The 12565-nt window shown below is 56.3% G+C and carries 10 protein-coding genes; 7 read left to right on the forward strand and 3 right to left on the reverse strand.

Annotation, left to right across the window (positions count from 1 at the left end; all coding sequences use genetic code 11):
- Nucleotides 1–107: 107 nt before the first annotated feature.
- Nucleotides 108–1478: a polysaccharide pyruvyl transferase family protein gene (locus OHL13_RS02665; protein WP_263408564.1), complete on the reverse strand. Its 1371-nt coding sequence runs from the start codon at nt 1476–1478 to the stop codon at nt 108–110.
- Between the two features lie 146 nt (nt 1479–1624).
- On the opposite strand from OHL13_RS02665, the gene OHL13_RS02670 reads away from it, so the two are divergent.
- Entirely contained in the window at nt 1625–2950 is a 1326-nt protein-coding gene (locus OHL13_RS02670; protein ID WP_263408565.1) for a helix-turn-helix domain-containing protein, read from the forward strand.
- 344 nt (nt 2951–3294) lie between these two features.
- On the opposite strand, the gene OHL13_RS02675 is transcribed toward OHL13_RS02670, so the two are convergent.
- Complete coding sequence (locus tag OHL13_RS02675; RefSeq protein ID WP_263408566.1) at nt 3295–3420, reverse strand: hypothetical protein; 126 nt, start codon at nt 3418–3420, stop codon at nt 3295–3297.
- A 174-nt stretch (nt 3421–3594) separates the two neighbouring features.
- On the opposite strand from OHL13_RS02675, the gene OHL13_RS02680 reads away from it, so the two are divergent.
- Both OHL13_RS02680 and OHL13_RS02685 read left to right on the forward strand, forming a co-directional pair.
- Entirely contained in the window at nt 3595–7008 is a 3414-nt protein-coding gene (locus tag OHL13_RS02680; RefSeq protein WP_263408567.1) for a TonB-dependent receptor, read from the forward strand.
- A gap of 153 nt (nt 7009–7161) precedes the next feature.
- The gene (locus OHL13_RS02685; RefSeq protein WP_263408568.1) at nt 7162–7716 is read left to right on the forward strand and encodes an IS110 family transposase; all 555 of its coding nucleotides are present in this window, start codon (nt 7162–7164) and stop codon (nt 7714–7716) included.
- Between the two features lie 182 nt (nt 7717–7898).
- On the opposite strand, the gene OHL13_RS02690 is transcribed toward OHL13_RS02685, so the two are convergent.
- The gene (locus OHL13_RS02690) at nt 7899–9290 is read right to left on the reverse strand and encodes an NAD-dependent succinate-semialdehyde dehydrogenase (protein WP_263408569.1); all 1392 of its coding nucleotides are present in this window, start codon (nt 9288–9290) and stop codon (nt 7899–7901) included.
- Between the two features lie 473 nt (nt 9291–9763).
- Between OHL13_RS02690 and OHL13_RS02695 the strand changes: the two genes are divergently transcribed.
- The 4 genes from OHL13_RS02695 to OHL13_RS02705 all read left to right on the forward strand — a co-directional run bounded on the left by OHL13_RS02695 (nt 9764) and on the right by OHL13_RS02705 (nt 12561).
- Nucleotides 9764–10297 (forward strand): cytochrome c-type biogenesis CcmF C-terminal domain-containing protein, encoded by a 534-nt coding sequence (locus tag OHL13_RS02695; RefSeq protein WP_263408570.1) that lies wholly within the window; start codon nt 9764–9766, stop codon nt 10295–10297.
- Between the two features lie 18 nt (nt 10298–10315).
- On the forward strand, nt 10316–11590 hold the full coding sequence (locus OHL13_RS02700; protein ID WP_263408571.1) for a carboxypeptidase regulatory-like domain-containing protein: 1275 nt from the start codon (nt 10316–10318) through the stop codon (nt 11588–11590).
- 117 nt (nt 11591–11707) lie between these two features.
- The gene (locus OHL13_RS18665) at nt 11708–12247 is read left to right on the forward strand and encodes a class I SAM-dependent methyltransferase (RefSeq protein ID WP_399255102.1); all 540 of its coding nucleotides are present in this window, start codon (nt 11708–11710) and stop codon (nt 12245–12247) included.
- Nucleotides 12244–12561: a hypothetical protein gene (locus OHL13_RS02705; protein ID WP_263408572.1), complete on the forward strand. Its 318-nt coding sequence runs from the start codon at nt 12244–12246 to the stop codon at nt 12559–12561. The genes OHL13_RS18665 and OHL13_RS02705 overlap by 4 nt, the downstream gene beginning before the upstream one ends.
- Nucleotides 12562–12565: the final 4 nt, after the last annotated feature.

A 12565-nucleotide genomic window follows, 5' to 3' on the forward strand; every position in this document is an offset into this window, starting at 1 on the left:
ACAGTGCGGCTCTGTTTGATCTGAGAGTATTCATTGCGTCTGTTCTCCTCTTCGCCCGTTGCTGCTGGGCCCTTCAACGTGTGTCGGATCGCGTCCTCTTTCGGGCGCTACGAGTGCTTCGGTGTACTCGCATCCACGGCCAGCAGCGCAGACTGCAACGCCTTGCCCATGACTGCCTGCTTTGCATGCACAGTGTCCATCACGGACAGAGCCCTTGCTCTTGCCGCTGCAGGATTGGCAAGAATGCCCTGCAATGTGTGCCACACCTCATCCGCGTTTGTTCTGTCCGCCTCAAATTGCCATGCTCCCGCGCCCAAGTCGGGATACATCTGCCCCTTGCAGGTGTCCGTTGGTTGCCGGATATAAAATGCCGGCGTGCCCTGCACCAGCGCGATGATGGGGGAATGGCATTCAAACCCAACAAGGGCTGACGCCTGCGCGTACACCGCCGCAGCCTCGTCCGGCATCCAGAACGTATCGCGGAACACCAGCTTGCCTTTTAGTTCTGTCGGAAAGCGATCAACCAGATATTGCTTGCCAACAGCAATCTGATAGGTCATCTCGGCGCACACCATCACCTTGTTACCGGTGGCACGTACATAGCGAACGATTACGTCCAGCAGCATATCCATGTCATGCTGCACATGCTCAGCGTTGACCGCTTCTCTCGCTTCGTTGGGTGCCTGTCCGTTCTTGGAATTAATGGTGTAGCGAAGCCGTGGGATGGCGCAGATGAATTTGTGTGGTTGTAGACCGTTCGCCTTTAGATACGCATTGCCGCGCGCCGTGTCCTTCAGTGTCATACCAAACTGCGTGTCCGGCCCCATCTCCAGCAGAGGAGCGTGTACTCCCTGGGCCTTCAGATAGCCCAGTGAGATGGTGTCCCTTGTGAACATGAAACTGCTCTTCTCAATGACCTCGCGCAGGTCTGGTGCGATGGAGTTCGGTGGATACGCGAGGCTTGCTGCGCGAGACTCAGTCAGCGTCCCCCCCTCAAGCCATGGTCCGGGAACACCCTGCGGGCTTGGATCTGTGCTCACGGGGAACACGCCATACGGCTTGCCCGTACCCTTACTCCACGCTTCCACGTCGCGCCGCGCAGGGAAGCCAGAACCGGAGCTATGAAGCAGAAAGCATGCCTCCGCCCACGCCGCGGTCAACTCTGGCGTATTCGGTTTGCCATCCTTCACAACGCCTTCCGCAATCCGCAGCGAAGGGAAATTGCGCCGCAAAAACTCCCCAGCACCCAGGTCCAGGCCGCCCGTACTGGGCCACAGGATGATCGGTCGACCGGGGCAGAAGCGCTGCACAATCTCAATGGCGCCTGGCGTATGGCCAATGTCGCCAATATTTACCGCCTGCCATCCGCTCCGCAGCAGAATGGGACGCAGGGTGGTCTTGCTCTGGGCGCGCAGGCCCGCAGCGTGAAGGCTAATGGCCGTGGCGGCGGCAGTTTTCAGAAAATCTCGTCGTTGCATTCGGCTGGATCCTCGTCGCAGGTTCGTGTGGTTTTTGGGGAACGAGAGCCAGTCTTCGGGCGTGCCGCTTGCATGGACAAGACAATTAACCGTATAAAGTTGTCCGTTCACGTGAAGGAATCGCGCTTCGCTGGGAAAATCGGCGGTTGGACATGCAAACGGAAGCGGCAGACAGTATCGAGGACGGGGTAGAGGGCAGTCTGGCGGGGGATGTCCGCTGGCAGTTAGTGCAGCGTCTTGTGCGCAGCCGCACCATGCAGCGTGCCTCGTATCTGAAAAAGATACTGCTCTTCGTCGCGGAAACATCTCTGTTACACCCGGACACGGTTATCCGCGAACAGGACATCGCGCGCCGCGTGCTTGGCCGCAAGGACGACTTTGACCCCGCGTACGACACCATCGTGCGTGTGCAGATGGGGCATCTGAGGCAAAAGCTACAAACCTACTTTGAGACTGAGGGTGCGTCTGAGTCGCTCCGTCTCACACTGCCACGCGGCAGCTATCGCATCGTCTTCGAGGAGGCAGTGCATCCTGCGATTGAGCAGCCTGTTATCGCCGTTACAGAATCTGTTTTTGCTGTACCATCGCCCCCACTGGTGGAACTAAAACGTCGTCCATGGAGGTGGATCTCGCTTGTCGCAATCCTGTTGTGTGCCGCAGCAGCATCCTTGTCCTGGTGGCGCTCACATCGCGTGGTTGCTCCGGAAGACTCATCCATTGCCAACCGAATGTTCCCGTACCTGGCAAAAGGCGGTAAGGTTTCCGTTGTGTTGCCGGACACGTCACTCCTGCTGATTCAGAAGACCTTCTACACAGATATTCCCGTGGAGGTCTACAGCCAGACGGGTAATCGAGCCATGGTTGATTCGCAGGCGCAGGACCAGAAGTTCAGCCAGCTACTCTCGTTGCTGGGACGTGTCCGGACGACTACACTGGACGAAGCATCCGTGGGCACGGACTTCCTTCAGGCTTTAACTCGAGCTGGTATGCGGGCGGAACTGCGTTATGCGCGCGATCTCCACATCCGCGACTTCGGACAGGGAAGCTATATCTTGATCGGCAATCAGCGCAGCGACCCATGGGTGTCGCTCTTCGCCGCCAGGAGCAACTTCCAGTACACAGGCAAACCCGCCGGACATAGCTATGCCTTCCACAACGCGAACCCTTTCAAGGGAGAGCAGCCCGACTACGTGCCGGTGGAAGGCGATGTGGAAAGCACCAACTATGCGGACGTTACGCTGACGCCAAATCTTACGGATAGTGGATATGTACTCACCATCGTTGGCTCCGATGTCCCGGCCAACGAGGCGGCAGCACGCTTCCTCATGGGCGACGAATTGCCGCCAGATCTGCAGGCCATCCTGAAAAAAGGAACGCTCCGTAGTTTTGAACTGTTACTTCGCGGCCACCACCTACATGGCGAATCCAACGATAAATTGGCGATTATTGCCTATCGAGTGTTGAGGCGTTAGCAGAAGTCGATCGAGACGCATACTGGAACTCTGCTTCAGTCATCGAAGCTTTGCCGTTTGGCGGTTCAGAAACGCTTTCTGCCGACCGGGCACTCCCTGAAGTTCGCGGCCAGTTGAGGGTCTCAAGCTTCGCGACTCGCCTCATCTGATTTGGCAGGGGACATTCCGTCCTTCTCTGACGGGACAGAGTGTATTTCCACCGCCCTTGCAAGAACGTCATCCGGTCTGGCTGGCAGGATGCTGGCGCCTACGGAGTGTACGAGGAGGTGCTCGACATGAGCGGCGACGTCGTGCGGATCATCATGCCCGCGTCGTCCGGCATTCGGAAAGGACACCTCGCGGTCCTAGTCCATCCTCAGATTCATGTTGCTGTCGCCTTCGATCTGCTCCACCTTACTCAGCTCTCGGTTCGCTAGCTTCTCCGCGTAGTACGGCTCGGTCATCTGCACGTGGTCGCCCTGGGCGAACATGCGCTCGCCTCTTCCTCTTTCACACTGTGTTGAAGATCAATTGTGTGTCTGTCGAGGAATATTGGCAAAGGTCTGTCTCAATTGCGGAATTGTTCGCAGCGAGAGGCGGCCCAATGACCCAACCTCGTTGTCCCCTCGTTCACGCGTCCCCACGCGTTATGGAAAGGCCTTTTCATGTCAGGTTCAAGCTGGCGCTCGTTACAAGCGCTGCTCTTAGCTGCGCTGCTTCCCACTCCGTTTTACGCACAATCCGTGACTGCAACCGTAACAGGCACGATCCACGATCCGTCAGGTGCGCTGATTCAGAACGCGACGGTGACTGTCACCGACCTTGGTACGAACACCAGCCAGACCTTCGCGACAAACAACGAGGGCGAGTACACGTTCGTGAACCTCGCACCGTCCAGCTATCGGCTTGAAGTGGATGCTGTAGGGTTCCAGCACTACACGCAACGAGGCATCACGCTCAACGTCTCGCAGAACGCAATGATCGACGTCGGTCTATTGCCCGGAGCATCCAGCAGCGTTGTCACCGTGGAAGCAGATGCAAATGCGATCGACACGACGGATGTCACGATCTCCTCTGTGGTGACCGGTTCGGAGATTCGAAACCTTCCTCTGAATTCGCGCAACCCGTATTCACTCATCGCGCTGACACCTGGCTTTGCTGGTTCCGTCGGGAACAATTACAACTCGGTGGGTTACTCGATCAACGGCACGCGTCAGGGATACACAGACGTGCTTGTAGACGGCATCCCGGGCGGATTTCCCACGGTCAACGGCAACTCCGGTGTCGGAGTCTTTCCGTCCGTGGATGCAATCAACCAGTTTCGCGTGTTGGGACAGAATTACCCCGCGGAGTTTGGCCGCAGCCTCGGCGGAATCCTGAACACTGCCTTCAAGAGCGGCACAAACCGCTTCCACGGCACGCTGTTTGAGTTCGCGCGTAACTCGGGCTTAGACGCGAACGACTACTTCTCCAATCGCAATAAACGGCCGCTGCTCAACTTCCAGCGTAACCAGTTTGGCGGTGTGCTGAACGGCCCCATCCTTCACGACAAACTCTTTTTTCTAGTCTCTGCGGAACTGCTGCGTGCTTCGCAGGCAACGCAGACCACGGCAACTGTGCCGACACTGCTCCAGCGACAGGGCGACTTCTCACAGACCTTCACCTCTGCGGGTGTTCCTGTGCAGATCTACGACCCCTTCTCCACGCGTTCCAACGGAGCCGGAGGCTATATCCGAACTCCCTTCATGGGCAATATTATTCCCAAGACTCGCCAGAGTCGCGTCGGGCAGACCTTGATGAACTACTACCCGCTTCCGAACATCGCGGGTGATCCTCGCACGGGCCAGAACAACTTCTTCGCCACCAGCACGCAGGACAACCGTATCGATAGCTGGGACGTCCGTCTGGATGCGAGACTGCGACATAACCAGACGTTGTTCGGCCGTTACTCGGATCGCTTTTACGACGACAACCCGCAGCCCTTCTTTCCGGCTGCGATCTCGAAGGCAGAGAATCGTATTGAGCAGCGCAACTGGATGCGCAACTTTGTCGTCGGCTACACGGCAACGCCGAAGCCCAATCTGGTGTACGACGTTCGCATCGGTTTCGCCCGCGCCTTGTATGACTACCTGAACGCAGGACTCGGCTTCCAGGCAAGCGATCTTGGTTTGCCATCGTCTGTGGTCAATGGCGGCGGCCTCCCGATCTTTCCGGTGGTCACGGCAAACAGCTACGTTCAGCTTGGCAATGGAGACAACCGTCACAATGCGTTCATGTCGTATAGCTTGCTGCAGAGTGTCACGTGGCTAAAAGGCAACCACGTTGTAAAAGCGGGCCTGGACGCGCGCATGATCCGTGTCAACGATCGTGAGACGCGCGATACGTCCGGCAACTACGCTTTCACCAGCGGCTTTACCCAGGGCCCAAATCCCAGCGCCGCCAGCACAGCGGCGGGCAACAGCATTGCGTCGTTGCTGTTGGGTACCGGAACAGGAGATCTGATCCAGAACTTCAAGGATGCTGCGACACAAAGCTTTTATTATGGCGCCTATGTTCAAGACGATTGGCGTATTACACCCAAGCTAACGTTAAGCCTGGGGCTACGTTACGATCTGGACACTCCGCGAACGGAGCGCTTCAATCGAACAAACTACTTCGATCCGAATGTTGCATCTCCGGCGCTCGCGCAGGCATCCGGCATCTCCGGACTTAAGGGCGGTCTGGTCTTCGTCGGTGTTGGCGGGCAGGATCGGCATCAGTATTCCGCTGACACGAACAACTTTGCGCCTCGCTTCGGCCTGGCCTACTCCGTGGACAAGAACACCGTGATCCATGCGGGATTCGCTGTGGTCTATGGCCCCTCCGCACAGGCTGCGGCAGGCACCATCGGGCCGTTCGGCTTCCGTGTGCAAAACGATTGGGTGGGCTCACTTGACGGCATCACGCCGTTCAACACACTCGACAATCCCTTCCCGAATGGCTTTCAGCCAGTACCTGGCGCAGCACAGGGAGTTGCGACTGGCGCAGGCGGACAGATCCAGGGCGTACTGCGGAACACTCCCACGCCGTACGCGGAACAGTACACCTTCAACGTGGATCGCGAACTGCCCGGGAAGCTCCATGTTCAGGTGGGCTATGTCGGCAACCACGGAGTGAAGCTTCAGCAGAGCCGCGAGGGCGGAATCGATTTCAACCAGCTGCCTGTCTCTGCACTGGCACTGGGTTCCAGTCTGAACGATCTTCTGCCAAACCCGTTCTTCGGTGCCATCAAGAGTGGCACACTGTCCGCGGCACGCGTCAGCCGCGCCCAGTTGCTGCGGCCTTACCCGCAGTTCACCAGCGTGCAACCGCTCTTCATGACAGGAGCGCAGACCAAGTACAACGCGCTTCAGGTCCAACTGGAAAAGCGAATGAGCTTCGGTCTGGAGTTGAAGGGCAACTATGTCTATTCCAAGGCATGGGATTCCAACACAACGCACCAGGATAGCTACAACCCAATGTATGACTATGCGGTGGCCTCGCAGGACGTTCCGCACCGCGTGGTTCTTGCCTACACCTACGAACTACCTGTGGGCGCTGGGCGCTCATTCGGAGCGACTATGAACCGGGCTGTCGACGCTCTCATCGGGGGGTGGCAGATAAACGGCATCACCACGCTTCAGAGTGGAACACCATTGCAGGTAACCGCCAGTAACACTTCGGGGCTTGGCAACCCCACACTGTATGCCAACTGGAACGGCTCCAACCCAACCCTGGATGGGGACATCCACAACCGTCTGACGCGTTACTTCGACACCACTGCCTTCACCCAGCCGGTGGCCTTCTCGCTGGGCAACGCGCCCGCGTATATCTCGCAACTGCGCTCGCCTCGCCTGGTGACAACGGACTTCTCGTTGTTCAAAGCGTTCCACCTGCGGGAGACCATGCAGTTGCAGTTACGCGGCGAAGCGTTCAACGTCTTCAACCACGTGCAGTTCGGCTCACCGAACACCAGTGTCAACTCGACTGCGTTTGGCACCATCACCTCACAGGCCAACACGCCCCGGCAGCTTCAGTTCGGCGCGAAGTTGCTCTTTTAGCCAACCACAACGGGAACGGCCTCATCCATGGGTGAGGCCGTTTTTACTTGGAATCGGAATAGACCCTCTGTCTCTGCTCAGAAAATGCATGCGTCCTGGCATTAGTCCCGATAAATGGGATGAGCAGGTCCTCCGAAGGAGCACACTGTTCCCATGAAGAAGCCTACGCAACACCTCATCGCGGAAGTACCCCGTAAGCGTGGCCAGGTAGAGCTGACGATCGGCATTGACCTTGGCGACGTTTGGAGCCATTACCGCACTCTCAACCAGCAAGGCGAAGTGATTGATCGAGGCCGCTTTCGGACTACACCGAAGCCCATCGACACGTGGTTCACCTACGTGCCGCATGCCCGCGTGGCGATGGAGGCCGGCGTGCATTCGATTTGGATCAGCGAACAGCTCGAGCAGCTCGGCCACGAGGTCATTGTCGCGAACGTGCGAGAGCTGCGGGCGATTTCACACTGCGACCGCAAGAGCGACGACGTGGATGCGGAGAAGCTGGCACGGTACGCCTGTCTCGATCCTGAAATCCTGGACAGCGGATTCAGCAGGCCAAATGGCATAGCTGTGGACGGCAGCGGCAACGTCTTCGTCGCGGATAGTGGCAACAATACGGTGAAGGAGATCGACCTGACCTCCCCCCGCCCGCGCTCTCCTTCACGCCTACGGCCGTGGGCAACACCAGCAGCAACAGCCCCAGGAGCGTAACCGTGCAGAACGCCGGATACGGACGAAACATAAATCTGCCGAGAGAAGTAGGTGGAAATACTCCCAACCGCAGTCGAGCAGAAACGTCATGCTTCTATCCTGTCCGAGACACGCCCTATCCAAACTCCTCGGTGATGTATCGCTTCAAAACAAAATTCATCTAAACCGTACGCTGCGTTATCTCAGAAATTCCCGTCGATATCCGTTACACCGATCAGTTTGTGGTTGACGAATTCCTTCAACCCCAAACCGATCAGCTCGCGGCCATAGCCCGAACGCCGGACGCCGCCAAAGGGCAGGTCGGCCTTCACTGCAGTGGGGTGATTAATGTAGACCATTCCGGTAGAAATCTGTTCAGCAACCTTGCGGCCGCGGTCGATGTTCTGCGTGAACACCGAGCCTCCCAGCCCAAAAGGCGAGTCGTTGGCGATCTCGATAGCCTCAGCCTCATCCTTTGCCTTGAAGATCAGAGACACGGGGCCGAAGAACTCCCAATAGTAGGCCGGGTTGTCCTTTGTCAGACCGGAGAGCATCACGGGACGTACGAAAGCCCCTTGTGAGGGAACCTCTGCGCCGATCACGGTTACGGTGGCACCATGGGCGGCGGCCTCGTCGACCTGTCGTCGCACATCATTTGCGGCAGCTTGTGAAGACAGGGGCGCAAGTGCCGTGGCGGAATCCAATGGGTCACCTGCCTTGAGTGCAGCCACACCGGCGATAAAACGTTCCAGGAAGGCATCGTAGATCGCCTCGACTACGATGATTCGCTTGGATGAGCAGCACACTTGGCCAGCATTCCAGTGACGGCCAAAGACCGCCCACTTGGCGGCTTTATCCAGGTCGGCGTCCTCTAGCACTATGAATGCATCTGCGCCACCAAGCTCCATCGTGGACTTCTTCAGAGCCCTGCCCGCTTGGGCGGCTACGACTGCACCCGCACCTTCCGAACCTGTAAGAGCGACGCCATGCACACGTGAGTCATTGATAATGGTTTCCAACTGATGGCGGGAGGCGTACAGATTCTTGAAACCGCCAACTGGAAGACCAGCCTCAAGCATCAGCTTCTCAAATGCATCGGCGCATTGCGGCACGTTGGAGGCGTGCTTGAGCACGATCACATTCCCGGCCGACAACTGAGGAGCCAGGATGCGGGCAATCTGGTAGTAAGGAAAATTCCACGGCTCGATCGCCAGAATGATTCCTAAGGGCTCATGAACTAGCCAAGCTTCGGTCACGGCTGGGTCCTTAGACGGCAGTTTCTCTGGCACCAGTTGTTGCTCCGCGTTTTCGACATAGTACTCAAAGATTGCCGCAGACAACTCAACTTCTGCCTCGGCCTCACTCAGTAGCTTGCCCATCTCTAGTGTCAGCAATTTGGCATACTCGGTGTGCTTAGCACGGAGCAGGTTAGCCGCATTCTGTAATACTGCTACACGAGCTGCGATGGATGTATTCTTCCATTGTTTGAAAGCGGTGTCCCCCCGCTCCAAAGCCAAAGCCACATCCGAGTCAGTGGCGTCGGGAAAAGTCTTGAGCGTTTCACCCGTATAAGGATTCGTTGTTGCGTAGGCCATGATTCATTCCTTTGGTTTCAACATGCGACTTCTCTTGGAGAAGGGTGGAGACATTCCTATGTAAGGAGATATCCTGGATTAAGCCAATACCGATCGACTATTTAGATCGTGGTCGTAGTTTACTTGCTATCGCGAAATCAAATATCTGCCTGCTTGCGAACTGTCGCTTAAAGAGACGGACCACGTATGAAGATTTATGGTGGCACTACGATCTGCACATGAACGCAGATTGAGCCAAGGAAAAGCTGAACACATCCAGGAGGGCTGCTACCCTTTGTTCTCTTACGGCAAGCATTAAGGCATAGGCCGAAAGGAGCAATCTTCCAACGCTTGCTGATAGGAATTCGCAGTCACGAGAACCATTACGGATGATAGTGAAAGAGGCAGAACGTGGGATCCAGCAGTTGACCAGGCTATCTGCAGCCGCATCATGAGAGCGCTCTTCCGGCATTTATCGCTTTGCCCTTGCTGAGATGTTCGCGTCCTTGATACGCCGCAATACCCGCCGTTACGGCGGGCATTTGGTGCATTTAGGCGTTATCGTTATCTTCATTGGAATGGCGGGGGGAGCGTTCAACCAAAGCGCCGAGCAGGAACTTGGGCGTGGCCAGAGTATGTACATCGGAGGGTATCGTCTGGAATGTGAGAATTACTCTCGCGCCTCGAACTTGAACTACGACACAGACAATGCGCTGCTTAACATCTATCGTGGTTCGCACAAGATCGCGCAGCTTGTCCCCGAGAGGCGATTCTATGTCGCGAGTCAGCAGCCTGCGACCATCGTGGCCAATCGTTCCACGCTTCGGGATGACCTTTACGTTGTCTTTGCAGGGAAGGAACCTGACACGCAGCGTCCAATTATCAAGGTCTTTTTGAATCCGCTCGTAGCCTGGATATGGATTGGTGCAGCCATGATTCTCGGAGGCACAGCGATTGTATTAGCTCCTTTGGTTCACAAGTCGCTGAGAATCAATTCGTATCAGCTCAGGCGCAGCCTTTACCACTGAATAATCAGGAAAGCCTACATGAAACGCACTACTCGCTTTTTCTCCCTGCTCAGTCTTTGCAGCTCTTTCTTCTTTTCGGCCACTTTCTTTGCATGGAGCCAACCGGTCACAGGTACTGTGCTGAACAAGACCTCTGATAGGCCTTCTGTTGGAGACGAAGTTGTGTTGATTGGGCTCAAGCAGAACATGCAGGAGATCGCACAAACCAGGACGGATGGGGCGGGAAAATTCCGTATCGAGATAACTGATTCGGAAATGCATCTGATTCGTGTGAATCATCAGAAGGCGGCCTACTACGCCGCGGTAGCTCCCGGCGCTTCGAAGGTTGATGTGATGGTTTACGATGCCGCGGCAAAAGTTGATCGGCTACGCATGGAAGCTGACATGATGCGCATTGAGACGGATGAGCAAGGTCTCCACGTGATTGAAAGCTACTTTCTGAAGAATGAATCCTCGCCGCCCCGGACGCAGCTTGGGCCACAAATATTTGAGATACAGCTTCCTGAGGAAGCTAAGGTGGGAGCCTCAATTGCGATGGGGCCAGGAGGAATGCCTGTTGCCTCCACTCCTGTTCCTTCGGGAAAGCTGGGCCGCTATGCCTTCGACTTCCCCATCCGTCCCGGCGAGACGCGCTTTCAGGTGGAATACCATCTGCCACCCCAAACTTCCTATACCCTTCAGGCTCAGATGCTGCTGCCAACTGCAAACTTTGCCATCGTTCTTCCTAAGGGCATGAACTTCAAGGAGGTGAATGGTGGGAACTTTGAGCCGATGAATGGAGATTCGGACACGCAAAGCTTCCTGGCAAAAGGGCTGGAGCAGGGGAAGCAGTATTCTTTCGTCGTGAGCGGCAAAGGCATTTTGCCCAGAGACAATCCGAAGGAACAGGCAGATGGAGATGGAAGTTCGCAAGGAGCAATTGGAACCGCGAGCCCTGGCGGAGGTCTCGGCGCACCGGTGGGGACGCCTGATCCGTTAGACAAGTACAAATGGTGGGTTATGAGTGGCGTCGCCCTCGTGCTTGCGGTGTGCGCAGGTCTGTTCCTGCGCTCAAGGACGCCATCATCACCGCAGGCTGATCTCGGTGCTCCGTCCATGAAGCCGTTGCCAGAAGATGTTTGGCTCAAGGGACTGAAGGAGGCACTCTTTGCGATCGAGACCGACCGACTTCGCGGATCGTTGTCCGCCGAAGACTATGAAAAAGAAAAGGGCGCTGTTGAGACCCTGATAAAGCGGGTGCTTGGACAGCAAACATCTGGCAAGGGGCGTTTTGGTGAGTCGGAAGCCCCTTAGCGTATTTAGATACAAGGACATCGCTCCCATCATAGAGTTCCTGGTAACGGACGGATGGTGGATCACCGGACAAACGATCTTTGCTAATGGTGGTTACACCACACGCTAAGATCAGGCATGACCATCGACCAGGCGGCAGCGCTCCTTCGGACACCACGTATCGAGTGGGCGCGGCCGCAAATCTGGTGTGACCTAGGATGTGGTGAGGGTGTCTTCACTACAGCTCTTGCATCTCTATTGGCTCCCGGAAGCACCATTCATGCCGTTGACATGGACCAGAGAGCATTACAGAGGGTTCCGGAACGGCATGATGGCGTCGGGATTCGTAAGGTTCTTGCCGACATCAACAGTCGCAGCCTGAGGCTCCCTTGTTGTGATGGTGTACTCATGGCGAACTCGCTTCATTTCATCCATGAACAATCGCAACTGTTATCGAGACTGACTGCTGCGAGCCAACGCTTCCTCATCGTGGAGTACGAACGATCGCAGAGCAGCAGATGGGGACCCTATCCGGTAGGCTTCCAAAAGCTAAGCGCCTTGTTCCATGAGGTGGGAGCGGACGCCGTACACCGAATCAACACCCGAAAATCACGCTTCGGTGGGATAATGTATTCCGCTCTCGCAGAAGTAGACACCGATGAAAGGAATGCCCCATGAGTACACTCTCCGTATCGCATCCGGTGGTACAAGCAGCGTTGGATGCTCTCTATACCGGCGACAAAAACACCTGGAGGTCTCTCTTTGTGCCGAGTGCGCAACTGTTCGACGACGGTGCACCACGCGATCTTGCCACATTTACTGTAGAGGCGCTGGGACATGAGCGGTTCACAAAGATCCATCGCGTGACAAACGAAGGACTCGACGTCTATGGTGACTTTCATTCAGACCAGTGGGGAGACTTTCCTGTTTACTTCAAGTTTCACCTGAACGAGGATCAGAATATCGATCGCCTGGAGATAGGGCAGGCCTAAGGAG

Origin of the sequence: Terriglobus tenax, assembly GCF_025685395.1 — a bacterium.
GTDB lineage: Bacteria > Acidobacteriota > Terriglobia > Terriglobales > Acidobacteriaceae > Terriglobus > Terriglobus tenax.